Genomic DNA, 23,799 nt, shown 5'->3' on the forward strand with positions numbered 1-23,799 from the left:
ACGTACAGGTCCCTCCAGGGACCTGTACGTCTGACACGTCACGGCGCCTGGACGTAGTCCGCGAGGTGACGGCCCGTCAGCGTCGGCTCGCCCGCGCGGGCCTGGGCCACCAGGTCCGTCGGCGTGCCCTCGAAGACCACGCGCCCGCCGTCGTGCCCCGCGCCCGGGCCCAGGTCGATGATCCAGTCCGCGTGCGCCATCACGGCCTGGTGGTGCTCGATCACCACCACCGACTTGCCCGACCCGACCAGCCGGTCCAGCAGCGCCAGCAGGTTCTCGACGTCGGCCAGGTGCAGGCCCGCCGTCGGCTCGTCCAGCACGTACACGCCGCCGTCCTCCGCCAGGTGGGTGGCGAGCTTGAGGCGCTGGCGCTCGCCACCGGACAGCGTCGTCAGCGGCTGCCCGATCTTCAGGTACCCCAGCCCGACGTCGGCCAGACGCGCCAGGATCTTGTGCGCCGCCGGTGTGCGCGCCTCCCCGGCGGAGAAGAACTCCTCGGCCTCGGCCACCGACATCGCCAGCACCTCCGCGATGTCCTTGCCGCCCAGGTGGTAGTCCAGGACCGCCGCCTGGAACCGCTTGCCCTCGCACTCCTCGCAGGTGGTCGCCACGGTGTCCATGAACCCGAGCTGCGTGTAGACCACGCCCGCGCCGTTGCAGGTGGGGCACGCACCCTCGGAGTTCGCGCTGAACAGCGCCGGCTTGACGCCGTTGGCCTTGGCGAACGCCTTGCGCACCGGCTCCAGCAGCCCGGTGTAGGTGGCCGGGTTGGACCGCCGCGAGCCCTTGATCGCCGACTGGTCCACCACGACGACGCCGTCGCGCCCGGCGAGGCTGCCGTGGATCAGCGAGCTCTTGCCCGACCCGGCGACACCCGTGACGACGCACAGCACGCCCAGCGGCACGTCGACGTCGACGTCGCGCAGGTTGTGGGTGCTCGCGCCCCGGATCTCCAGCGCGCCCGTGGCGGTACGCGGGGAGTCCTTCAGCGCCGCCCGGTCCGCCAGGTGCCGGCCCGTCAGGGACCCGCTGGAGCGCAGCTCCTCGACGGTGCCCTCGAAGCAGACCGTGCCGCCGTCGCTGCCCGCGCCCGGCCCGAGGTCGACGACGTGGTCGGCGATCGCGATCGTCTCGGGCTTGTGCTCGACGACGAGCACGGTGTTGCCCTTGTCCCGCAGCTGCAGCAGCAGGTCGTTCATCCGCTGGATGTCGTGCGGGTGCAGGCCGATCGTCGGCTCGTCGAACACGTACGTGATGTCCGTCAGCGCGGAACCGAGGTGGCTGATCAGCTTGGTGCGCTGCGCCTCTCCCCCGGACAGCGTGCCCGAGGGCCGGTCCAGCGACAGGTAGCCCAGCCCGATCTCCACGAACTTGTCCAGCAGGTTGCCCAGGTTGCTCAGCAGCGGCGCGAGCGACGGCTCGTCCAGGCCACGCACCCAGTCCGCCAGGTCGCCGATCTGCATCGCGCACGCCTCGGCGATGTTGATGCCCTTGATCCGGGAGGCCAGCGCAGCCTGCGCCAGGCGCGTGCCGCCGCAGTCCGGGCACGTGATGAACGTGACCGCCCGGTCCACGAACGCCCGCAGGTGCGGCTGCAGGGCGTCGCGGTCCTTGGTCAGCATCGAGCGCCGCACCTGAGGCACCAGGCCCTCGTAGGTCAGGTTCGCGCCGCCGATCTTGCGCTTGGTCGCGTCGCGGTACAGGAAGTCGTGCCGCTCCGTCTCCGTGTAGTCGCGCACCGGCTTGTCGCCGTCGAGGTACCCCGACTCGGTGAAGAACCGCACCGACCAGCCGCCCGCCTTGTACCCGGGCACCGTGATGGCGCCCTCGTTGAGCGACTTGTCCTCGTCGACCAGCTCGCTCAGGTCGATGTCCGAGACCGTGCCCCGGCCCTCGCACCGCGGGCACATGCCCCCGTGGTAGACGGCCTCGCGCACGATCTGCTTCTCGCCCGTGGACGACGTCATCACACCGCTCGCCTTACGGGCCGGGATGTTGAACGAGTACGCCACCGCGGGACCGGCCGACGGCGTGCCCAGCCGGCTGAACAGCAGCCGCAGCAGCGCGTTGGTGTCGGTCACGGTGCCGAGCGTCGAGCGGGGGTTGGCACCCAGGCGCTCCTGGTCGACGACGATCGCCGTGGTCAGCCCCTCCAGCAGGTCGACGTCGGGCCGCGACAGCGACGGCATCAGGCCCTGCACGAACGCGCTGTAGGTCTCGTTGATCATCCGCTGCGACTCCGCCGCGATGGTCGCGAACACCAGCGAGCTCTTGCCCGACCCGGAGACCCCGGTGAACACCGTCAGGCGCCGCTTGGGGATCTCCAGGTCCACGTCCTTGAGGTTGTTCTCCCGCGCGCCGTGCACCCGGATCAGGTCGTGGCTGTCGGCCGGATGGGTGGCCGACGACTGGGCGGCGGACGACGACGCGTCCGCCGGGCTGGTGCTGCTGGTGGTCGTGGTGCTCGCCGTGTTCATGCTCGGCCTTCCGTGGCAGTGGTACCTGGTGCGGTGACGCCCGCTGTGGCTGGTGCTGTGACCTGCGCTGTGGCGAGGACGGGCCGGTCTCCCTCGACGGGCCCGTCCGGGATCAGGACGATGGCGGCAGGTCCGATGTCAGACGGTTCGACGTCGGACGCACCGACGTCGGCCGCCCGCAGGTACGCCGCCAGCCCGGGGACGCACATGGCGGCCCGCTCAGAGCTGCTTGATGCGGACGGTGTTGCCGGCCGGGTCGCGGAACGCGCAGTCGCGGAAGCCGTACGGCTGGTCGACGGGCTCCTGCATGACCTCGGCGCCGCTGGCCTGCACCCGCTCGAACGCCGCGTCGAGGTCGGGCGCGCCCAGGATGACGGCGGCGTAGGTGCCCTTGGCCATCATCTCGGCGACGGTGCGCCGCTCCTCGTCGGTGACGCCCGGGTCGGCGCCCGGCGGGGTCAGCACGATGGACGTGTCCGGCTGGTCGGCGGGGCCGACGGTGATCCAGCGCATCGCCCCCTGCCCGACGTCGAGGAAGACCTCGAAGCCGAGGGCGTCCCGGTAGAAGCCGAGGGAGGCCTCGGGGTCGGTGTGCGGCAGGAACGTCTGGTGGATGGTCAGGCCGGTGCTCTTGCTCTGTTCTGTGCTCATGAAAGTCACGCTAGGTCCGGTCCCGGGGTTCGCGCTTCTCGATTCCTGACGGGCCTGGTCACCTGCTTGGCGATGCACGCGGGCAGGCCGGCCGTGTCGACCTGGGCGCCCGCGAGCACCGGGTCGTCGCGGTACACGCTCGGCGGCACCCCGACCAGCTCCGCGAACCGCGTGCTGAACGTGCCGAGCGACGAGCAGCCCACCGCGAAGCACACCTCCGTGACGCTCAGGTCGCCCCGGCGCAGGAGCATCATGGCGCGCTCGATGCGGCGCGTCATGAGGTAGCTGTACGGCGACTCCCCGTACGCGGCCTTGAACTGGCGCGAGAGGTGGCCGGCCGACATGTGCACCCCGGCCGCGAGCGCCGCGACGTCCAGGGGCTGGGTGTAGTCGCGGTCCATGCGGTCACGCACGCGGCGCAGCAGGGCGAGGTCGCGCAGGCGGTCGGCGTCGGCGGTCTTGCTGGTCACGAGTGTGATGTTGCCACGTCAGGGGCGTCCGCGCGGGAACAAATCGGACCCTTTCAGCCGTTGTAGGGGTGGTAACGAGCAACTGTCCGATGTCTGCGTGGTCCAGTGCCTTCCCAGGGTGCTCCCGGTGTTTCCGGATCGGCTCGCGCGATGCTGCTCACCCGGCCCCCTACGTATGGAGGACCACGTGACGACACCCGCCCCAGTTCATGGCCCGCGCACCCGGACCGCACTGAGCACCTGGCCCGCCCGGGCCGCTCGCCCCGACGACGGGGCCGCCGCCGCGCTGCTGGTCGTCGTGGGGGGTGTGCCGGGCGCGGGCAAGAGCACCCTGCTGGCGCACGTCGGCGCCGACATCCCGCGTGCGGTGGTGCTCGATCCCGACCGGTACCGTCGCCGGATCGCCGCGCGTCTGCCCTCGTGGGTGCCGTACGCGACGTACCGCTGGGCGGTGCACGCACTGCACGCGGTGGCGACCGTGCTGTACCTGGTGCGGGGTCCGCGGCCGGGCCACCCGCTGCTGCTGCACGACACCGCGACCCGCGAACGCCGGCGGGACCTGCTGGGTCTGCTGGCGCGGTGGTCCGGGTGGGACCCGGTGCTGGTGGCCGTGGACGTGTCCCTGGGGGACGCGCTGGACGGGCAGCTGGACCGGGGTCGCGTGGTGCAGCCGGACGAGTTCGTGCGGCACTGGGAGCGGTGGACGGCGCAGCGCTCGATGCTGGCGTCGGCGGCCGGTGGTCCGCAGGGTCCGTGGTCGGCGGTGTACCTGATGGAGCGGTGCGACGCGTTCGGGCAGGTGCGTGACCTGGTGCTGCACAGCTCGCCCGTGGTGGTGGCGAGCCGGGCGGAGGGCCTGGACGGTCCGGGACAGGCGAACCCCTGCGCCGCGTGAGCCGTCACAGGTCGCTGAGCAGCGCTTCCCGGAGGCTGTCGGGCAGGTCGGGCGGTACGTCGGGTTCGACCGCGAGCGCGTGCAGGGCCCGGCTGAAGTAGTTGCGGGCGGAGGCGGCCAGGACGACGTCGACGATCTGGCGGTCGGTGAGCCCGAGGTCGCGCAGCCGCAGGGTGTCCTGCTCGGTGAGCGCCTGCGCGTCGGTGCTGATGCGTTCGGCGAGCTCCATGGCGGTGACCTCGAGCGCGGTGAGGCCGGCGGCGTGGTAGTCGAGGGCGATGCGTTCGAGCTGGGCGTCGTCGAACACGGTGCGGGACCTGCGGCCGTGGGCCAGGAGGCAGGGGCGTGACCCGAGGGCACCCGCGGCGGCGAGGGTGACGAGCTCGTACAGGCGCAGGCCGATGCTCGGCACGATCGCGCGAGTCAGGTCCTCGAAGGCGCGCTGCGCCTGCGGGTTGGTGGCCATGACGCGGGTGTGGCTCGGCACGTAGCCGAGCTCCTTGAGGTCCCCGGCGTATCCCTCGGCCCAGGCGCCGGTCGCCTGGGCGGGCTCGGGCGTCCTGATGATGGTCATCCTCGCAGCGTCCCACCGCCGTCGTCGGCCCGACAGCCGGTGGGCGGGTGAGATCGTCACCCGCCCACCGGTCGCGTCAGGGCACGGACGACGACGCCGCGCTCAGCGCCAGCCGAGCGCGGGCGCCACGTGCTTGACGATGTTCTCGATGACGTGCGCGTTGTAGTCGACGCCGAGCTGGTTGGGCACCGTCAGCAGGAGCGTGTCGGCGGCCGCGATGGCCTCGTCGGCGCGCAGGTCCTCGACCAGCTCGTCGGGCTCGCCGGCGTACGTCTTGCCGAACCGGGCGGGCCCGGTGTCGAGGTGGCCCACCTGGTCCTCGCTGTAGACCTCGGCGCCGAAGTACTGGCGGTCGCGCTGGTCGGTGATCGGGAAGATGCTGCGGCTGACGGACACGCGCGGGGTGTGCTCGTGCCCGGCCTCGGTCCACGCGTCGCGGAACCGCTGGATCTGCTCGGCCTGCAGCCGGTGGAACGGCACGCCGGTGTCCTCGGTGAGCAGCGTGGAGGACATCAGGTTCATGCCCTGCGCCGCGGTCCACTCGGCGGTCGCGCGGGAGCCCGCACCCCACCAGATGCGCTGCCGCAGCCCGTCGGAGTGCGGCTCGACGCGCAGCAGGCCGGGCGGGTTGGGGAACATGGGGCGCGGGTTGGGCTCGGCGAACCCTTCGCCGTCGAGCAGCTCCAGGAACCGGGCCGTGTGCTCGCGGGCCAGGTCGGCGCCGCCGGCGTCCTTCGCCGCGGGCTCGTACCCGAAGTGCCGGTAGCCCTCGATGACCTGCTCGGGTGACCCGCGGCTGATGCCGAGCTGGAGCCGCCCGCCGGAGATCAGGTCCGCGGACCCGGCGTCCTCCGCCATGTAGAGCGGGTTCTCGTAGCGCATGTCGATCACGCCGGTACCGATCTCGATGCGGCTGGTGCGCGCCCCGATCGCCGCCAGCAGCGGGAACGGCGAGGCGAGCTGCCGCGCGAAGTGGTGCACCCGGAAGTAGGCGCCGTCCGCGCCCAGCTCCTCGGCGGCCACGGCCAGGTCGATCGACTGCAGCAGCGCGTCCGACGCCGAGCGCGTGCCCGACTGCGGATGCGGTGTCCAGTGACCGAAGGACAGGAACCCGATGTTCTTCACGCTGACCTCAACTCCCCCGGGATGTCGGTCCCGTCCCGCGACGGGACGAACGTTCCCGAACTGTTATCGGCGGTGGGGCATCGTTTCGTGCTCCCCGTGCGTCTGTATCAGTGTGAGCAACAACGACGCCTATCTCGACCGCACCACCTCCGCGCAGCCCGGCCACTTCTACGGCCGCACCCAGCCGGAGACCGTGCGCTGGTGGATCCCCCTGGTGGCCTCCACCGGCGCCCTGCTCGTCCTCGTCCTCGGCACCGCCGCTGTCATCAGCGGCATCGTGAACCAGGCGATCGGCAGCATCGGCTGACCGTCCCCCTGGGACGCTCGGCATCGAGGCCCTGTCCGACGGCGCACAGCGCCGCCCGACAGGGCCTCTGACGTGCTCAGGCCTGCTTGCGCACGGCGTCCGCCACGGCGTCCGCGACCCGGTGGTCGAACACGCCCGGGATGATGTACGCGCTGTTCAGCTCGTCGGGCGCGACGACCTCCGCGATGGCGACGGCGGCGACCCGCAGCAGCTCGGTGGTGATGTCCGTGGCCCCGGTGTCCAGCAGCCCCCGGAACAGGCCCGGGAAGGCCAGCACGTTGTTGATCTGGTTCGGGTAGTCGCTGCGCCCCGTCGCCACCACGACGGCGGTCTCGGCCGCCTCCAGCGGGTCCACCTCCGGCGTCGGGTTGGCCAGCGCGAACACGATCGCGTCCTGCGCCATCTGCGCCACGTCCGCGCCCGACAGGATGCCGCCCGCCGAGACCCCCACGAACACGTCGGCGCCCTTGAGACCCTCCTGCAGCGTCCCGGCGAAGCCGTCGACGTTGGTGTTGTCCACCAGCCAGCGCCGGTGCGGGTCGTCGGTGACCACGCCCGGGTGCAGGGCGCCGTCCCGCCCGAACGCCACGATGTGCCGCGCCCCCTGCGCCTTGAGCAGCCGGATGATGGCGTTGCCCGCCGCGCCGACGCCGGACACCACGATCCGCACGTCCGCCAGGTCCTTGCCCACCACCTTCAGCGCGTTGACCAGCGCCGCCAGCACCACGATCGCCGTGCCGTGCTGGTCGTCGTGGAAGACGGGGATGTCGAGCTCGGCCCGCAGCCGCGCCTCGATCTCGAAGCAGCGCGGCGCCGCGATGTCCTCGAGGTTGACGCCCCCGTACACGGGCGCGATCGCCTTGACGATCCGCACGATCTCGTCCGTGTCCGTCGTGTCGAGGCACACCGGCCAGGCGTCCACGCCGCCGAACTCCTTGAACAGCGCCGCCTTGCCCTCCATCACGGGCAGCGCCGCGGCCGGGCCGATGTCGCCCAGGCCCAGCACCGCGGTGCCGTCCGTGACGACGGCGACCGTGTTGCGCTTGATCGTCAGGCGGCGCGCGTCCTCGGGCTTGTCCGCGATGGCCAGGCACACCCGCGCCACCCCGGGCGTGTACGCGCGCGACAGGTCGCGGCGCGTCTTGAGGGGCACCTTGTTCGTGACCTCGATCTTGCCGCCCAGGTGCATCAGGAACGTCGAGTCGCTCGACTTGAGCACCTCCGCGCCCTCGATGGCGTTCACCGCCGCCACGACCCGCTCGCCGTGCTCCGCGTCGATCGTGTCGCACGTGACGTCCACGACCAGGCCGTGCGACGTCGAGTGGGCGATGTCCACGCCCATGACGGCGCCCCCGGCGTCGGCTACCGCCGCTACCACCGTGCTCGTGGCGCGCTGCGACGCGGCCACCTCCACGCGCAGGGTGATGGTGTAGCTCGGGCTGGGCAGCGACATCGTTGTTCTCCTCGGTCCCCCGGCCCTCGTCGGCCGGCACAGGCGCACGGGCGTGCGCGCACCTGGAGATTGATACCCCCGGGACGTGACGTGCGCCACACGAGCCCGCCATGCGGACGGCGCACCCGCGAGCGCCCCGCAGGATGGTGCCGTGCAGATCTCCCCCGACTCCCCCGCCGCGGACGACGTGCGCCGCCTGCTCGACGAGCACCTCACCGACATGTTCGCGACCTCCCCGGCCGAGAGCGTGCACGCGCTGGACCACACGGCGCTGCTCGCGCCGTCCGTCACGTTCTGGACCGCGCGGGACGACGACGGGACGCTGCTCGGGTGCGGGGCGCTCAAGGAGCTGGACGGGACGTCGGGCGAGATCAAGTCCATGCGCACCGCCGGTCCCGCGCGCGGCCGCGGCGTCGCCTCGGCGCTGCTCGACGTCGTCCTGGCTGAGGCCGAGCGGCGTGGGTACGCGCGCGTGAGCCTGGAGACCGGGACGCAGGACTACTTCGCGCCCGCCCGGCGCCTGTACACGCGGCACGGGTTCGCCGAGTGTGGTCCGTTCGGGAGCTACGTCCTGGACCCGAACAGCGTGTTCATGACGCTGGAGCTGCCGGCCGGGCGGCCCGCTCTGGGCTCGACAGGTCGTCCCACCGAGGGGTCGGCTCCGACGTCGGCTCCGGAATCGCGTGAAGGCGCGGCCGCCGCAGGAGCCCCCGCAGCCTCGTGATGCGCCCCTCGTCCAGCCCCGCATACCGCAGGTAGGCGACCGGGTCCAGGTCGGCCAGCCACTCCAGCAGGGCGGCGCGGCGCTCGCCGACCCGCTCGTCGAGCTGGCGCGCGGTCCAGGTCTCGCCGCGGTGCTCCACCCAGGCGCCCCGCTCGACGTCGTAGGCAACACCGCCGCCGCGGTGCGTGGTGCCACGAAAGGCTCGCTCGTAGTCGTCCGCGATGGCTCGGTGCTCGACGCCGGTCAGGGACAGCAGCAGCGCGGTGATCATCCCGGTGCGGTCGCGGCCGGCCGCGCAGTGCACCAGCACCGGCCCGGGGGCGTCCGCGACCGCGCGGAACACGCCCGCGAACAGGTGCGGGTACATCGCGATGTTGGGCGCGTAGGAGCGCGGGTGGTCCAGCCAGGGGCCGCACGTCTCCAGGAAGTGCGGGTCGCCGGGGTCCTCCGTCGGGGTGTGGCGCGTGACCAGCTCCCGGGGCGGCACGGCGCCGGGCAGGAGGGCGCGCGCCTGCTTGACCTCGGCGGCGTTGCGCAGGTCGACGACGGTCGTCAGCCCGGCATCGATGGCCTCCGCCCAGCCGGTCGGCGTCATCGGCTCGGGCGCGCCGGACCGCCACACGCGCCCGGACGCGGTGGTCCCGCCGTCCTCGAGCGGGAGGCCGCCGAGGTCACGGAGGTTGACGGCGCCGTCCCAGGCCTGGAGGTTCACCGGGTTGCTCATGTGCGGCATCGTGGGTCCGGTCCACGGGCAGGTCAACGGGTAGAACTGCCCGTGGACAGGATCACCTGGACGGGCGTCCAGGTCGCGCGTCCAACTTCAGGCGCGCAAACTCAGGCGTCCAGGTCGACGACGACCACCGCGTAGTTGTCGGGCGCCCCGGCCGCCTCGACGGCGTCCGCGATCTCCTGCCCGACGACGTCCGGGTCGCCGTCGCGCGTCAGGAGTGCCGCGACGTGGTCGGCATCCAGGACCGCGTGGACGCCGTCGCCCGTCAGAACCAGTCGGTCCCCGGGGCGCACGGGCGTCGACGTCAGGTCCGGGCCGGCATCGGAGTGCCCGCCGGTCCCGGCCGGGACGAGCGCCCGGTTCAGCAGGCTGCGGTCGGCGTGCGAGCGTGCCTCGTCCTCGGTGAGCCGGCCCTCCTCGATCAGGGCAGCGACGACCGTGTGGTCGCGCGTGACCTGTTCGGCCCGGCCGTCCCGCACGAGCCACAGCCGGGAGTCGCCCACGTGGGCGCTGAACAGCGTGGAGCCCACCAGCAAAGCGGCGGTGACCGTGGTGCCGAAGTGGTGCGCGTCGGTCAGCGTGGCGGCCTCCGTGGTGATCGCGCGCTGTGCCTCCGTGAAGGCGGCGCGCAGCGCGGCGGCGGGGTCGCCGTCGGACTCCGGCCAGGGGCCGTCCAGCGCCGTGAACGCGTCGATCGCGAGTCCGGCCGGGACGGGGCTGCGGTGCGGCCCGAACCCGTCGGCGACGACGAACAGCGAGCGCCCGGCATGCAGGGCGTCCTGCTGGGCGGGGCGGGCGCCCTGGCCGAGCCGTGCGGCGCTGCGGGGCGTGAGGGTGGGGCCCGAGGTGTTGTGCATGGTGGTCTCCTTCGTGCGCAGGTGCTGGACGAGGGAGGCGACGATGTCGCGGCGTGAGGCCGTGTCGGCCTCGACCTGACGCCAGTAGGCGCGCACCAGGTCGGCGGCGACGCCCGCGGGTGCCGACGCGACCTCGCGGATGCGGGCCAGCGGCATACCGATCAGGCGTAGCCGCGCGACCAGCCGCGCCCGGTCGAGCTGCGCCGGCGCGTACCACCGGTACCCGGTGAAGGGGTCCACGCGATCCGGGCGGAGCAGGTCGAGGTCGTCGTACAGGCGCAGCGCCTTGGCCGTCAGGCCAGAGGTGCGGGCGAACTCGCCGATGCTCAGGTGCTCCACGTCGTCATCCTCGTCCCCGGCGACGGTCGCCGGTGCCAGGAGCGTGGGCGTTACCCCAGGGTGAAGGTCAAGCACCGCAGCGTGCCGTTGCGTATAAGCAACAAGTTGCGCCAACGTATGCCAAGAGCCGCCATCTCTGCGAGCCTGGGGAGCATTCAGTTCCACCTCCGAGGAGTCATCGATGGCCGTCCCCACCCTGACCGCGACCCACCATCGCGCGGTCGCCACCCTGCTCAGCGCACCCCGGCTCGCCCCCTACCTGCGGGCCTCAGGAGGCAACGTCCGCGCGGCGCTCATGCTGTACCAGTGGAACGTCGAGATGTCCTCGGCCGTCTACAAGATGCTGCACCTGGTCGAGGTCTTCCTCCGCAATGCCATGGACGCCGAGCTGCGACTCTGGAACGCAACCCAGATCGACCCCCGGACCGGCCGTGCGCACGCCGCGGAATGGCTCCTGGATCCTTCACGCCTGATCGAGCGCGTCGTGCGGCGCGACGAGATCGACAAGGCGACCCGCCGGGCGGCGCTCGCGGTCAGGGACTGCAGCACCGGCCCGCGCGCTGTCACCCACGACGACATCCTGGCGCAGATGATGTTCGGCACCTGGCGCTTCCTCCTGCCGAGCAAGGACCCAGGACGCCGCTTCCTGTGGCGATCGGCCATTTCGATGGCATTTCCCCACCTTGACCGCCCCGTCGCCGACCTGGTGCGGGACGTCGACGGCCTCTACCGCCTGCGCAACCGCATCGCTCACCTGGAACCGCTCCTGCCCGGCGGCGCCGTGGTGAAGCGCCACCTCAGGGCGACGCGCCGGGTACTCGAAGCCGTCGATCCGTCAGCCGCCCAGTGGTTGGTGTCGCACCAGACGGTGTCGAACATCATCGCCGAGATGCCAGTACCGACTCCGGAAATGCCTAACGGCCCCTCCAGTGAGAACTGAAAGGGCCGCGGCCGAACTATAACCGGGAGACCTGCCCCGGCTTTCACGAGAAGCCTAGACCACCCACATCACCGACGCCACCGCTGGCGACCTTGACCGACCACCGGCCTCACCGCCGTCGCGGCACCGCGACCCGGTCCAGGTCGGCCGCGACGGTGAGCTCGCCGTCGTACACCGTGCGGGCCTCCCGCTCGAACTCGGCGGGGTCGGTGTAGCGCTGCGAGAAGTGGGTCAGCACGAGGCTGCGCACCCCGCTCTGCGCGGCGACGGTCGCCGCCTGGAGGGCGGTCAGGTGCCCGTGGTCGCGCGCGAGCCCGCTGTCCCGGTCCAGGTACGTCGACTCGATGACGAGCATGTCGACGCCGGCGGCCAGGCTCCACACGGCGTCGCACAGCCGGGTGTCCATGACGAACGCGAACGACTGGCCGGGGCGCGGCGAGCTGACGTCCTCCAGCCGGACCACGCCCCGCTCGGTGCGCAGCGTGCCCTCCTGGGCGAGCCGGCCGACGTCGGGCCCCGTGATGCCGGCCTCGGCGAGCCGGGCCGGGTCCATACGGCGGCCGTCCGGCTCGTCGAGGCGGTAGCCGTACGCCTCCAGCGAGTGGTCCAGCCGCTCCGCCCGCAGCACCGCCGGGCCGTGCAGCTCGCCGGGCACGCGGGACACGACGCCGTCGCGGCTGAGCCCCTGCAGGGCGAGCCGCTCCTGGTGGTAGTACGCGGTGGAGTCGCACAGGTTCTCGACCCAGCGGCGGCCCGACGCCGGGAACACGACCGGGATCGTCTGCGGCACGGCGTCCAGGCTGATGCGCTGCACGACGCCGGCCAGGCCGAGGCTGTGGTCGCCGTGCAGGTGCGTGATCGCGATCCGGGTCAGCGCCGTCGCGGAGATGCCCGCGTGCAGCATCTGGCGCTGCGACCCCTCGCCGGGGTCGAACAGGATGACCTCGTCGTCCCAGAACAGCACGTAGCCGTTGTGGTTGCGGGTCCGGGTCGGCACCTGGCTGGCGGTGCCGAGGGCGACGAGCTCACGGCTCGAGACGCGGTGGTGGGCTGGACGCTGGAACACGCTCGCATTGTGTCCCGCCGGACGCCGCTCGGCACGAGAAAATGTCCCGTGCCCTCAGGAATCCGTCCAGGGCCCTAACTTTCCAAAGATCACCCGCACCCCGGCAAGACGTTCAGCGGGTCGCACCCGTACCTCGCCTGGGCGAGCACCAGCACGGCCCAGCCGAAGCCGGCCAGCAGGGCCGCGCCGACGAGGATGTTGAGGATCGGATAGGACGCGCCCTGGATCGCCGGGGTCAGCGCGAGGCCTGCCCCCGCAAGGAGGCAACCGACGACGACGATGGTGATGGGGCTGGTCAGAGCGTCGGAGGCCGACAGCTGGAGCCACCCGAACCGCTCCCCCAGCAGGACCAGCGCGACGTACGGAAGTGCGAACGCGAGCGCCGCGATGGCTCGCCAGTCCATGACCGAGATCTTCGCCAGCATCATGACCTCCCCTTGTACCCTGCCCAGACGGTGGTCAAACACCCTCGACAAGTGTTAATAATCGGGGGGCGGTCCGCTATCTTTGGTAGTGATTTTCACAGAATCCGACATATTCGTACGATCTCCACTTTCAGGACTCTCGCGCAGGTGGCACGCTGTGGCGCGTCGTCGCGCCAACGGCGGCACGGCGGTCGAGAAAGGACGCGCATGGCGAGGGACGAACGCGTGGGCAAGCCCGCGTATGCAGCGGTGTCGACCCGGATCACCGGGATCCAGCTGGCTGGCGCCCGGCTCCGGGAGATAGCCGTCGTGCGCGTCGACGAGCGTGGCGGGGTGGTCGACGAGTGGTCGGCCGTGCTGCACCCCGACGGCGCGTGGATCGCGCTGGCTGACGTCGCCGCGACGCTGCGGGAGCGCCTGTCGCAGATGGCGATCGTGACGCACAACGGGCGCCTGGGCATCGAGGTCCTGCGGTCCGAGCTGGCCCACCTGGGCTGGGAGCTGCCCACGCTGGCCCAGCTGACGATCATCGACGCGAGCTACCACTACCTGCCCGGCCTGGTGCACCGCCGCCTGTCGGACTGCTGCACCGCCGCAGGGGTCCCGTACGAGGGCGGTACGCCGAACTCGAGCCCCCTGAGCGAGGCCCGCGCCGTGGCGGGCCTCCTGGCGCGGTTCGTGCAGAGCGCCACCGGCCTGCCGGACCTGCCCGAGCTGCTGCAGGTCACGCTCCGTGCCTGGGTCTACCCGTGGCCGCAGGGAGCCACCCGGACGCCGGACGCCCCGCGGCCGTGGCCCGGCCGGCGCGGCCCCAGCGTCCTGTCGACGCTCGCCGGTCAGCCGCTGGCCGACGCCATCGCGGCGGTCGCGGACGTGCGCACCAACGGTTACCTGTCCCTGCTCGCGGAGACGCTCCAGGACGGCCGTCTGACGGCGGAGACGTACCCCGGCCTGGCCGAGGCCGAGGCGCTGTACCGGCTGACCCCCGAGGCCGCCGCCGTCGCCCGCAAGGCGTTCTTCGACGCGCTGGTGCACCAGGCCATCGAGGCCGACCGGTACCACCTGGAGGCCCGCCAGGAGCTGTGGCGGGTCGCCGACACCATCGGCTGCCCCCGGGACTCCGTGATCGAGCCCATCGTCGAGGCGACGCCGGTCGAGTTCCCCAAGCTGGTGGACGAGTCGGGGGCGAAGAAGCCCACCGACGGCCGCCGCGCCGCGACACCCGCGCAGATGCGCGCCTGGGCCATCGCCAACGGGTTCGACGTCGAGGGCTACATCCGGCTCCCGTGGTCGATCGTGCGCGCCTTCGAGGAGGCACACGCCGCCCCCGTGGACCGCACGATGCGCCAGACCGTGCGCGAGGAGCCCGCGGCCAACGAGCGGGCACCCCGCAACGACTCGCGGCCGGCGCTCGGCGCGGAGCTGCGGCCCCTGCTGATGCCGGCACCCCGGTCCGGGAACGGGTCCGGAGCCGGCGGCTCAGCGTCCGACGGCGGCGGGCGCCCGGCGACCCGGTCCGCGCGGGACACCGACCCGGACGACGGCGTGCCCCAGCTCGACTTCGACCGCCTGGAGACGCCGCCCGTCGGCAACCCGCTGGTCTGAGACAACCCGCTGGTCTGAGACGTCGGGCCCGCGGCTGTGACAGCCGCGGGCCCGACTTACTTCCGAGGAGGCTGGGTCAGCTCCCCGGGAACCCCTGGGGGTTCTGGGACTGCCAGCGCCAGGTGTCGGCGCACATGTCGTCGATCGTCTTCGTGGCGTGCCAGCCCAGCTCGGTGTTGGCGCGCGTCGGGTCGGCCCAGAACGCGGGCAGGTCACCGGACCGGCGCGGACCGATCTCGTAGGGCAGCTCGCGGCCGACGGCCCGCTCGAACGCCTTCAGCAGCTCCAGCACGGAGGTGCCGGTCCCGGTGCCCAGGTTGAACGCCCGGGCGGGCTCCGCCATGTCGTCCAGGTGCTCCAACGCCGCCACGTGCCCGGCGGCGAGGTCGGTCACGTGCAGGTAGTCGCGCTCGGCCGTGCCGTCCGCCGTCGGATAGTCGTTGCCGAACACCGTGAGCTTGTCCCGGCGTCCGACCGCGACCTGCGCGATGAACGGCATCAGGTTGTTCGGGATGCCCTGCGGGTCCTCGCCGATGTCGCCGCTCGCGTGCGCCCCGACCGGGTTGAAGTAGCGCAGCAGCGCCACCTTCCAGCCCTCGGAGATCTGCGCGATGTCCGACAGGACGCGCTCGATCATCACCTTCGTCTGACCGTAGGGCGACGAGGAGGACAGGTGCTCGTAGTCCTCCCGGTACGGCACGGGCGCCTTCTCGCCGTACACCGTGGCCGACGACGAGAACACCAGCTTCGTGACGCCGTACTTCTGCATCGACGCGGCCAGCGCGAACGTCGAGTCGAGGTTGTTGCGGTAGTACTCCAGCGGCTTGGCTACCGACTCCCCCACCGCCTTGAACCCCGCGAAGTGGATCACGGCGTCGATGCGCTCGTGCGCGAACAGCCGCTCGGTCTTGTCGGCGTCGGTCAGGTCGAAGCCGTGGAAGGGGATCGCGCGACCGGCGAGCGCCTCCAGGCGGCCCTGCACCGAGGGCTTCGAGTTGGAGAAGTCGTCGACCACGACGACGTCGTGACCGGCGGCTACCAGGGCAAGGACGGTGTGTGAGCCGATGTAGCCGGCCCCACCGGAGACGAGAACGCGCATGGCTCCAAACTACCGGCTCACGCACGCACGCCCGGCACTGGTACGTTCCCCGGCGTGACCGTGCCCGAGGCGATGCTCCTGTTCGCGCTCGTCGCGATCCCCCTGACGATCATGCCCGGCCTGGACAGCGCGCTCGTGCTGCGCACCGCCGTCGTCAGCGGCCGCCGGCACGCCTACGCGACCGCGCTCGGCATCAACGCGGGCACCCTGGCGTGGGGCGTGGCCGCCGCCGTGGGCGCGACGGCGGTGCTCGCCGCCTCCGAGACCGCCTACCGGGCGCTCACCCTGGCCGGAGCGGCCTACCTCGCCTGGCTCGGCGGCCGGATGCTGTGGTCCAGCTTCCGCCCGGGCCGGTACGACGGGCTGCCCGACGGCGCCGACGTTGCTCTCCCCGGTCCCAGGACAGGACCCACGCCTCGCTCGCCCTGGCGCTCCTTCACGCTCGGTGCCACGACCAACCTCCTGAACCCCAAGGTCGGCGTCTTCTACCTCGCCACCATCCCCCAGTTCCTGCCCGACGGCGTGCCCCACCTGCTCATGGGCATCCTCCTCGCGACCGAGCACAACGTCCTCGGCCTGGCCTGGCTCGCCCTGCTCATCCACGCCGCCGACCTCGCGAAACGCTGGCTGTCGGGACGCGCCGTCGCCCGGGTCACCGACCGGCTGACCGGCACGGTGCTCCTCGCGCTCGCCGGGCGCATCGGGTGGAACGTGCTGACCGGGCAGGCCCGGGCGGTCTGAGCGCTCCCGGCGCGAACGACACTGCTGGCCGGGCCCGACACCCGGAGCAGGCTCCCTGACCTGCGACATCGAGCCCGATACCCTCACCCCGTGGCCTACACCGAGCAGCGCACCGACTCCGAGGGCCGCACCGGCTACGTCGGGCGGTACCGCGTCGACGGACGCCTGCGCAGCACCCGCCGATTCACCGCCCGGCGCGAGGCGCTCGCGGAGGCCCGGCGGCAGGAGGAGGCCGGCAAGCACGCCGAGTGGGTCGACCCGTCGGCCGGCCGCGTCACGGTCGCCGAGTGGTTCGCGACCTGGCAGGAGGCCCGCGTCGACCGCGCGCCGCGCACGATCGAGGCCGAGCGCGAGCGCTTCCGCTCCCTGGTCGCCCCGGCGTTCGGCGACCGGCCGCTGCGCCAGGTCACGCACGAGGACGTCGCCCGCTGGGCCGCCACGATGGTCTCCCCCACGACCGGGGAGACCGCCTCGCCCGCGCGGCGCCGGGACGCGGCACGCCTGCTGGTGGCCCTGCTCGACGCCGCCGTCGACGCGCGCCGCCTGCGCACCAACCCCGCGCGGACGCCGTCGGGCAAGGTGCCCGCCCTGCCGCGCGCCCCGAAGACCAAGCCGCACCGGTACCTGTCCCACGAGCAGCTGCGCCGCGTCGCGGACGCCACCACGTCCCCGCAGACGCGCACCCTCGTGCTGCTCACGGCCCTGACCGGCCTGCGCTGGGGCGAGGTCAGCGCGCTGACCGTGGCCGACGTGGACCCGCTGCGCCGCCGCGTCAGCGTCACCAAGGCGTACACCCGGCTCGACGACGGCACGCTCCTGCTCGGCGACACCAAGACCCACGCGCGCCGCGAGGTCCCCCTGCCCGCCTCCCTGGCCGACGCCGTCGCGGTGCAGGCCGCAGGCCGCGCGCCCGGCGACCTGCTGTTCACCGGCACGCGCGGCGGCGCGCTGCGGCGCGAGAGCTTCGACCGGTCGGCGTTCCGGCCCGCCGTCCTGGCGGCCGGCGGCGCCGTCCGCGCGCTGCGCACGGCCCTCGGCCTGGGCACCCCCGGCCTGTACGACGACGGCGTGGCCGCCGCGGTCCGCAGGCTCCAGTCGGACGCCGGACGAGAGCCCACGGGGGTCTGCGACCCGGGGACGTGGACCCTGGTGGTACGAGCCGACCAGGCGCGCGCGGGCCTGACCCGCGGCGAGAAGGTGAGCCGCACCCGGCTGCTGACGGCGCTGTCCCGGACCACGCTGGGCCCCGGCGCTACCGACTTCGACACGCTCACCCTGCACGACCTGCGACACACCGCGGCGTCCCTGGCGATCTCGGGCGGGGCGACGGTCAAGGCGGTGCAGCGGATGCTGGGCCACGAGTCGCCCGTGCTGACGCTGTCCACCTACGCGGGGCTGTTCGAGGACGACCTCGACACCCTGGGCGAGACGATGAGCGCGGCGTTCCAGGCGTCCGCCGTCGTGCCCGGGACGGCCGCCGTCACGCCGATCCGGGCCGTCCGGACGCGCGCGGGCTGACCTCTTCGGGCGGGCCCACGGGCCGACCTCACAAGCCGGCCCGAACTTTTTTCTCGGGAATCGGTGATCCTGATGTCGAGAACGTCGGGAGGGCTCCGTCCTAGGGTCGAGGGCGCACAACGGCGTCCGTACCGCGTCCACGACGCAGGGCCTCGCGGGGCCCTTGACCCAGGGAGACAACCATGGCGAAGTACCTGCTGCTGAAGCACTACCGGCGCGGCGGCCCGGAGTGGGTGCCGGGCACCGACGTCCCGATGGACCAGTGGTCCCCGGAGGAGATCACCGAGCACATCGACTACATGCGCCGGTTCGCCGAGAAGCTGACCGAGAGCGGCGAGTTCGTCGGGGAGGGTGCGCTCTCCCCGGAGGGCACCTTCGTCCGGTACGACGGCGAGGGCCGCCCGCCCGTGACCGACGGCCCGTTCGCGGAGACCAAGGACCTCATCGCCGGCTGGATGATCATCGACGTCGAGTCCCAGGAGCGGGCCTACGAGGCGGCGGCCGAGCTGTCCGCCGCGCCCGGCGTCGGCGGCAAGCCGATCTACGAGTGGCTCGAGGTGCGGCCGTTCCTCGGCGAGGACCTGACGATCTCCGAGTGAGCCGCGCCAGAGCCGACGACGGAACCTGAGGAAGGCTGGACGTGGACCACGACGCGGTGACCGACCGGATGCGCACGCTGGCGCCGCAGGTCCTCGGCGTCCTCGTCCGTCGCGGAGCAGACTTCGCGACGGCCGAGGACGCCGTCCAGGAGGCCCTCATCGAGGCCGTACGGCACTGGCCCGAGGACCCGCCGGACGACCCGAAGGCGTGGCTGCTGCGGGTGGCGGGCCGCAAGCTGATCGACGCGCAGCGCTCCGAGGCGGCCCGACGGCGGCGCGAGGAGCGGGTGCACGACGAGCCGCCGCCGGGCCCCACCGAGCAGGCCGACGACACGCTGCTCCTGCTGAGCCGCTGCTGTCACCCGGCGCTGAGCCCGGCGTCGGCGATCGCGCTGACGCTGCGCGCCGTCGGCGGCCTGACGACCGCGCAGATCGCGCGGGCCTTCCTGGTCCCCGAGGCCACGATGGCGCAGCGCATCTCGCGCGCCAAGCGCACCATCACCGGCGAGCGGTTCGACCGGCCCGGCGAGGTCCGCGCGGTGCTGCACGTGCTGTACCTGATGTTCAACGAGGGGTTCACCGGCGAGATCTCGCTGGCCGACGAGGCGATCCGGCTCACCCGGCAGCTCACCGTGGCCTCGACCACCCGTCCCGAGGGCGCCGACCCCGAGATCGCCGGGCTGCTGGCCCTGATGCTGCTGCACCACGCGCGCCGCGCCGCCCGGTACACCGCGTCCGGCGAGCTGGTGCCGCTGGACGAGCAGGACCGGTCGCTGTGGGACACGGCGATGATCGCGGAGGGCGTCGACGTGCTCCAGACCGCCCTGTCCCGCGACCGGCTCGGCGAGTACCAGGTGCAGGCCGCCATCGCCGCCCTGCACGACGACGCCCCCACGGCCGACGAGACCGACTGGCCACAGATCCTCGAGTGGTACGACGAGCTGACCAAGCTCACCGACAGCCCGGTCGTCGCCCTGAACCGCGCCGTCGCCGTCGGGCAGGTCGACGGCCCGCGCGCCGGCCTGGCCGCGCTGGCCGACGTCGACCCCGGGCTGTCCCGCTGGGACGCCGTGGCCGCCCACCTGCACGAACGAGCTGACGACGTCGACCGCGCCGTCGAGCACTACACCGCCGCGGCGGACCGGGCGACGAGCTCGGCCGAGCGCACGCACCTGATCAAGCAGGTGGCGCGGCTGCGGGCGGGGCGGTGAGGGCGGGTTCTTCCTGTGCTGCCTGGTCCTGCTCTGCCCGGTCCTGCTCTGCCCGGAGGTACGCGTCCAGCTCGGCGGCCCCGGCGAGCAGCGCCCGTCCGCGGTCGGTCAGGCGGCCGTGCCACTCGTCCAGGGTCGCCCGCAACGGCTCCAGCCCGCCCGCGGTCCGCACCCGCTCGACGAGCGGGACGATCTGCTCCAGCAGGTAGCCGCCGCGCCGGAGCTGGTGGGTCAGCCGGGCGTCGCGCTGCGCGGCCGCGTCGTAGAGCCGGTATCCGGTCTGCGGGTCGCGTCGCGGCCGGACGAGGCCCGCACGCTCCCACGTGCGCAGGGTGGCGGGCCGGATGCTTAGCTGCGCCGCGAGCGGGCCGATGAACGTGTCCGTGCTGATGAGGGTGTCCTGCGGCGGGGTGCGCCTGTCCGCCGTCCTGTCGCGGGGTACGCCGTCCAGGTCCCGGAGCGCGTCCTCGACCGCGCGGAGCGTGCCGCGGTCCTCCAGCAGCTCGGCGTGGCTGGCGTCGATCAGGCGGAACGCCTCACCGACGGCGCCGTCGTGCACCGCGCGCAGGATCGCGGCGGCCCCCTGGTGGCCGTGCCCGGGCACCAGGGCCAGGAACGCGCGCAGCGCCCGGGCGTGCCGCGGCGTGTAGGCCCGGTAGCCGGCGGGCGTGCGGGCCGCGGCGGGGAGGATGCCGACGTCCTCGTAGTTGCGGACCGCCTGGGTGGACAGGCCGTGCTCACGGGCCAGGTCGACGGGCCGCAACCGGAGACTGGTTTGAAGGTTCTGCGCCACTCACCGCTCCGTTACAGGTCCAGTTACCGGTCCAGGTCTCAACCGGGCCTTCAACGATACCGTTGAAGGAATGGTGAGAGACATCGAGGACACCGTTCATCCCGTCGACGCCGCCTCCGTGCTGGCCCTGCTGAAGGACCGGCCCCAGATCCTGGCCCTGGGCGAGCCCACCCACGGCGCGCACGCCCTGCTCGACGGGCGCAACGCGCTGTTCCGGCAGCTCGTCGAGGACCACGGCTTCCGCACGATCGCCCTGGAGACCGACTGCCTCGCCGGCCAGGTCGTCGACGATTACGTCACCACCGGCCGGGGCGACCTCGACGACGTGATGGCGCGCGGCCTCAGCCACGAGTGGGGCGCCTTCCCGGGCAACCGTGAGCTCGTGCGCTGGATGCGCGCCCACAACGCCCGCGCCGACGACGCCGGGCTGCCCGCCTCCGAGCGGCTCCGGTTCGCGGGCTTCGACGGGCCGCTGGAGATCTCGGCGGCCGCGAGCCCCCGGGCCGCGCTCGTCGGCCTGCACGACTACCTCGCCGCCCGGGTCGACGGCGCGCTCCTGCCCTGTACGGCGGACGCGCTCGACCGCATGATCGGTCCGGACGACGCGTGGACCGAGCCCGCCGCCATGATGGACCCCTCTCGGTCTGTGGGGCAGTCGGCCGAGGCCCGGGAGCTGCGCCTGGTCGCCGACGACCTGGCGGCTCTCCTGGACACGCACGCGCCGCAGCTGCTCGACGCGTCCAGCCAGGACGAGTGGGAGCGCGCGCGGCTGTACGGGCGCACCGCGACCGGCCTGCTGCGGTACCACTTCTGGATGGCCGACCCGTCGCCGGCCCGCATGACCCGGCTGCTCGGCGCGCGCGACGCGATGATGGCCGCCAACCTCCTCGCCCTCGCCGACAGGGGCCCCGTGCTGGTCAACGCCCACAACAGCCACCTGCGGCGCACCCGGAGCACCATGACCATGTGGGACCACCCCCGCCTGGAGTGGTGGGGCGCCGGAGCCCTGGTGAGCCGCCGGCTCGGCGACCGGTACGCGTTCCTCGCCACGGCCGTGGGCACCCTGCGGCACCAGGGCGTGGACGTCCCGCCGTCGGACACCGTCGAGGGAGTGCTCCACGGGCTCGGCCAGGACCGGCTCCTGGTGGACGCGCCGCTGCTGGCCGCACTGCTCGCGGAGGACACCCCCGTCGGGACGGCGCTCGCGGCCCGGGTGTCTCCCTGGTTCGGCTACGCCCCGCTCGACCTGGCCGACCTGGCGGAGGCCGACGCGCTCGTGTTCGTCAGGGACGTCCCGCAGCCGTAGGCACCGGATCGAGCCCGCGGGCGGCCCAGACGCTCGGGCTGACGCCCCGCGTCCGCTTGAACGCGGCGCTGAACGCGAACGCGTCCGCGTAGCCGACGGCGCGCGCGACCTGGGCGACGGTCGCCGTCTCGCGGTCGGTCAGGAGGTCCGCCGCGAGGGTCATGCGCCAGCGGGTCAGGTAGGTGAGCGGCGGTTCGCCGACCTGGTCGGCGAACCGCTTTGCCAGGGTGGAGCGCGAGACGCCGGTCCGGTCGGCCAGCGACCCGACCGTCCAGGGCGCCGCCGGCTCGGCGTGCAGCAGGCGCAGCGCGTCGCCGACCACAGGGTCCCGCTGGGCGGCCCACCAGCGCGGGGGCTCGCCGCCGGGCCGGTCGAACCAGTCGCGCAGCGTGCAGACCAGCATCCAGTCCAGGAGCCGGTCGAGCACCACCTGCTGGCCGGGCGTGTCGACGGCGACCTCGGCGGCGAGGTGCTCCAGCACGGCGTCGGACGTACCCCCGGCGCCCACGCGCAGCACTCCGGGCAACGCGTCCAGCAGGCGCCTGCTGATCTCGCCGCGCACCGGGTAGGCGCCGACGATCAGGGTGGTCGCGCCGGGGGCGGCGCTCCCGCACGGGGCGTCGCCGCCGTCGTGCCAGCCGAGCCGGTGCCGGGTGCCGCCCAGCTCGGGCGTCGCGCAGAACTCGCCGCACGCGACCGGATCGGCCGACGTCCCGACCTCGTCGACGAAGGTGAACGTCCCGGGGCCGCGCACGACGACCGTCTGCCCGGCGCGGAGCAGCACCGGCGGACCCTGCTCGGGGACGATCCACCCGTCGCCGCCCAGGACCGTGCACAGGGTCAGCGGCGCGCCGTCCACGAAGTGCAGCGCCCAGGGTGGGGTCAGGGTCGAGCTGCCGAACAACGAGCCGTGGGCCCGCACCCCGCGGATCAGGTCACTGAAGGCGTCCATCCCACCGAGGCTAGACGATCACCCATGCGATCTGGCGCTTGACCCATGGATTCGTCCGAGCGCGTGCCGTTGGATCGGTGGCATGAGCAACGACACCACCCTCGTCCTCGGTGCCACCGGCAAGACCGGTCGCCGGGTCGCCGCCAGGCTGCGGCTGCGTGGCACGCAGGTACGTGCCGCCTCACGGTCCAGCCGGGCGCACTTCGACTGGTCCGACCCGAGCGGCTGGGACCCGGTGCTGCAGGACATCAGCGCCGTCTACGTGGTGCCGCCCTCGGTGCCCGGTCCGGTCCACGAACTCGCGGCACGCGCCGAGGCCGCCGGCGTGCGGCGCCTGGTCCTGCTCTCCGGCCGCGGCGCCGACACCTGGGGCGACTCTCCGTTCGGGCTGGACATGCGCTCGGCCGAGGACGCCGTACGCGGCTCGGCCCTGGAGTGGACCGTGCTCCGCGCGTCCAACTTCGACCAGAACTTCGACGAGGACCTCTTCCACGCCCCGCTGGTCGACGGCGAGCTGGCGCTCCCGGCAGGGAGCGTCCCGGAGCCGTTCGTCGACATCGAGGACGTCGCCGACGCCGCGGCAGCGGTGCTGGCCGAGCCCGGACGGCACGCCGGGCGGACCTACGAGCTGACCGGGCCGCGTGGTGTGACCTTCGCCGAAGCCGTCGAGCTGATCTCCCGTGCGTCCGACCTGCGCATCACCTACCGGCAGGTCTCCCCGGCCGAGTACAGCGCGGCGCTCGTCGAGGCGGGCGTGGGCGAGGACGACGCCCACCACGTCGCCGAGATGTTCGTGCTGATGGAGCGCGGGCTGCTGGCGGAGCCGACCGACGGCGTCGCGGCCGTGCTGGGGCGCCCGCCCCGGGCCTTCGAGGAGTACGTCGTGCGGGCCGCGGCAGCGGGCGCCTGGCGTTCCTGAGCCTTCCGGCGTCACCGGAGCCG

At 73.1% G+C, this 23,799-nt stretch carries 23 protein-coding genes and 1 pseudogene; 11 read left to right on the forward strand and 13 right to left on the reverse strand.

The window, feature by feature from the left end:
• Positions 1-38: 38 nt before the first annotated feature.
• The 3 genes from FHX71_RS09845 to FHX71_RS09855 all read right to left on the reverse strand — a co-directional run bounded on the left by FHX71_RS09845 (position 39) and on the right by FHX71_RS09855 (position 3,598).
• A complete protein-coding gene (locus FHX71_RS09845; protein ID WP_220489600.1) occupies positions 39-2,477 on the reverse strand; it encodes an ATP-binding cassette domain-containing protein in 2,439 nt (812 codons plus the stop codon).
• A gap of 219 nt (positions 2,478-2,696) precedes the next feature.
• Positions 2,697-3,128: a VOC family protein gene (locus FHX71_RS09850; protein WP_182615796.1), complete on the reverse strand. Its 432-nt coding sequence runs from the start codon at positions 3,126-3,128 to the stop codon at positions 2,697-2,699.
• A 5-nt stretch (positions 3,129-3,133) separates the two neighbouring features.
• Complete coding sequence (locus FHX71_RS09855; RefSeq protein WP_182615798.1) at positions 3,134-3,598, reverse strand: helix-turn-helix transcriptional regulator; 465 nt, start codon at positions 3,596-3,598, stop codon at positions 3,134-3,136.
• A gap of 187 nt (positions 3,599-3,785) precedes the next feature.
• On the opposite strand from FHX71_RS09855, the gene FHX71_RS09860 reads away from it, so the two are divergent.
• Positions 3,786-4,493: an AAA family ATPase gene (locus FHX71_RS09860; RefSeq protein WP_182615800.1), complete on the forward strand. Its 708-nt coding sequence runs from the start codon at positions 3,786-3,788 to the stop codon at positions 4,491-4,493.
• Between the two features lie 4 nt (positions 4,494-4,497).
• Here the strand turns inward: FHX71_RS09860 and FHX71_RS09865 are convergent, their stop codons facing one another.
• Both FHX71_RS09865 and FHX71_RS09870 read right to left on the reverse strand, forming a co-directional pair.
• A complete protein-coding gene (locus tag FHX71_RS09865) occupies positions 4,498-5,067 on the reverse strand; it encodes a carboxymuconolactone decarboxylase family protein (protein ID WP_182615802.1) in 570 nt (189 codons plus the stop codon).
• A gap of 102 nt (positions 5,068-5,169) precedes the next feature.
• A complete protein-coding gene (locus FHX71_RS09870) occupies positions 5,170-6,192 on the reverse strand; it encodes an LLM class flavin-dependent oxidoreductase (protein ID WP_182615804.1) in 1,023 nt (340 codons plus the stop codon).
• Between the two features lie 112 nt (positions 6,193-6,304).
• Between FHX71_RS09870 and FHX71_RS09875 the strand changes: the two genes are divergently transcribed.
• The gene (locus FHX71_RS09875; protein ID WP_182615806.1) at positions 6,305-6,499 is read left to right on the forward strand and encodes a hypothetical protein; all 195 of its coding nucleotides are present in this window, start codon (positions 6,305-6,307) and stop codon (positions 6,497-6,499) included.
• A 76-nt stretch (positions 6,500-6,575) separates the two neighbouring features.
• On the opposite strand, the gene FHX71_RS09880 is transcribed toward FHX71_RS09875, so the two are convergent.
• Entirely contained in the window at positions 6,576-7,952 is a 1,377-nt protein-coding gene (locus FHX71_RS09880) for an NAD-dependent malic enzyme (protein WP_182615808.1), read from the reverse strand.
• 151 nt (positions 7,953-8,103) lie between these two features.
• Here FHX71_RS09880 and FHX71_RS09885 point away from each other — a divergent pair.
• Positions 8,104-8,559 (forward strand): annotated as a pseudogene (locus FHX71_RS09885) (GNAT family N-acetyltransferase); the annotation flags it as partial.
• Here the strand turns inward: FHX71_RS09885 and FHX71_RS29210 are convergent.
• On the reverse strand, positions 8,543-9,409 hold the full coding sequence (locus FHX71_RS29210; protein ID WP_312876988.1) for a tyrosine-protein phosphatase: 867 nt from the start codon (positions 9,407-9,409) through the stop codon (positions 8,543-8,545). The pseudogene FHX71_RS09885 and the gene FHX71_RS29210 overlap by 17 nt on opposite strands.
• Positions 9,410-9,510: 101 nt before the next feature.
• Positions 9,511-10,602 carry a MerR family transcriptional regulator gene (locus FHX71_RS09890; protein WP_182615812.1) on the reverse strand — a complete coding sequence of 364 codons (1,092 nt, stop codon included), beginning with the start codon at positions 10,600-10,602 and terminating at the stop codon, positions 9,511-9,513.
• A gap of 181 nt (positions 10,603-10,783) precedes the next feature.
• Here FHX71_RS09890 and FHX71_RS09895 point away from each other — a divergent pair, with 181 nt between their 5' ends.
• Positions 10,784-11,542 carry a hypothetical protein gene (locus FHX71_RS09895; RefSeq protein ID WP_182615814.1) on the forward strand — a complete coding sequence of 253 codons (759 nt, stop codon included), beginning with the start codon at positions 10,784-10,786 and terminating at the stop codon, positions 11,540-11,542.
• Positions 11,543-11,651: 109 nt separating this feature from the next.
• Here the strand turns inward: FHX71_RS09895 and FHX71_RS09900 are convergent, their stop codons facing one another.
• Together FHX71_RS09900 and FHX71_RS09905 are read right to left on the reverse strand one after the other, a co-directional pair.
• Complete coding sequence (locus FHX71_RS09900) at positions 11,652-12,608, reverse strand: ribonuclease Z (RefSeq protein WP_182615816.1); 957 nt, start codon at positions 12,606-12,608, stop codon at positions 11,652-11,654.
• Positions 12,609-12,697: 89 nt separating this feature from the next.
• Entirely contained in the window at positions 12,698-13,036 is a 339-nt protein-coding gene (locus tag FHX71_RS09905) for a hypothetical protein (protein WP_182615818.1), read from the reverse strand.
• 204 nt (positions 13,037-13,240) lie between these two features.
• On the opposite strand from FHX71_RS09905, the gene FHX71_RS09910 reads away from it, so the two are divergent.
• On the forward strand, positions 13,241-14,638 hold the full coding sequence (locus FHX71_RS09910; RefSeq protein ID WP_182615820.1) for a 3'-5' exonuclease: 1,398 nt from the start codon (positions 13,241-13,243) through the stop codon (positions 14,636-14,638).
• 76 nt (positions 14,639-14,714) lie between these two features.
• Here FHX71_RS09910 and galE read toward each other — a convergent pair whose 3' ends face one another.
• Positions 14,715-15,737: a UDP-glucose 4-epimerase GalE gene (gene galE / locus FHX71_RS09915; RefSeq protein WP_182615822.1), complete on the reverse strand. Its 1,023-nt coding sequence runs from the start codon at positions 15,735-15,737 to the stop codon at positions 14,715-14,717.
• A gap of 54 nt (positions 15,738-15,791) precedes the next feature.
• Between galE and FHX71_RS09920 the strand changes: the two genes are divergently transcribed.
• From FHX71_RS09920 to FHX71_RS09935, 4 genes are all read left to right on the forward strand, one after another.
• On the forward strand, positions 15,792-16,478 hold the full coding sequence (locus tag FHX71_RS09920) for a LysE family translocator (RefSeq protein WP_182615824.1): 687 nt from the start codon (positions 15,792-15,794) through the stop codon (positions 16,476-16,478).
• A 90-nt stretch (positions 16,479-16,568) separates the two neighbouring features.
• On the forward strand, positions 16,569-17,996 hold the full coding sequence (locus FHX71_RS09925) for a tyrosine-type recombinase/integrase (protein WP_182615826.1): 1,428 nt from the start codon (positions 16,569-16,571) through the stop codon (positions 17,994-17,996).
• Between the two features lie 182 nt (positions 17,997-18,178).
• Complete coding sequence (locus FHX71_RS09930; RefSeq protein WP_182615828.1) at positions 18,179-18,595, forward strand: YciI family protein; 417 nt, start codon at positions 18,179-18,181, stop codon at positions 18,593-18,595.
• A 41-nt stretch (positions 18,596-18,636) separates the two neighbouring features.
• The gene (locus FHX71_RS09935) at positions 18,637-19,806 is read left to right on the forward strand and encodes a sigma-70 family RNA polymerase sigma factor (protein WP_312876989.1); all 1,170 of its coding nucleotides are present in this window, start codon (positions 18,637-18,639) and stop codon (positions 19,804-19,806) included.
• Here FHX71_RS09935 and FHX71_RS09940 read toward each other — a convergent pair.
• Complete coding sequence (locus tag FHX71_RS09940; protein ID WP_220489602.1) at positions 19,772-20,569, reverse strand: TioE family transcriptional regulator; 798 nt, start codon at positions 20,567-20,569, stop codon at positions 19,772-19,774. The two genes, FHX71_RS09935 and FHX71_RS09940, sit on opposite strands and share 35 nt — an antisense overlap.
• Positions 20,570-20,669: 100 nt before the next feature.
• On the opposite strand from FHX71_RS09940, the gene FHX71_RS09945 reads away from it, so the two are divergent.
• Complete coding sequence (locus tag FHX71_RS09945) at positions 20,670-21,905, forward strand: erythromycin esterase family protein (RefSeq protein WP_182615832.1); 1,236 nt, start codon at positions 20,670-20,672, stop codon at positions 21,903-21,905.
• On the opposite strand, the gene FHX71_RS09950 is transcribed toward FHX71_RS09945, so the two are convergent.
• Positions 21,883-22,857: an AraC family transcriptional regulator gene (locus FHX71_RS09950; RefSeq protein ID WP_182615834.1), complete on the reverse strand. Its 975-nt coding sequence runs from the start codon at positions 22,855-22,857 to the stop codon at positions 21,883-21,885. The two genes, FHX71_RS09945 and FHX71_RS09950, sit on opposite strands and share 23 nt — an antisense overlap.
• An 82-nt stretch (positions 22,858-22,939) precedes the next feature.
• On the opposite strand from FHX71_RS09950, the gene FHX71_RS09955 reads away from it, so the two are divergent.
• Positions 22,940-23,776, forward strand: coding sequence for an NAD(P)H-binding protein (locus FHX71_RS09955; protein WP_182615836.1), 837 nt, complete (start codon positions 22,940-22,942; stop codon positions 23,774-23,776).
• Positions 23,777-23,799: the final 23 nt, after the last annotated feature.

This window comes from Promicromonospora sukumoe (assembly GCF_014137995.1).
Taxonomy (GTDB): Bacteria; Actinomycetota; Actinomycetes; order Actinomycetales; family Cellulomonadaceae; genus Promicromonospora; species Promicromonospora sukumoe.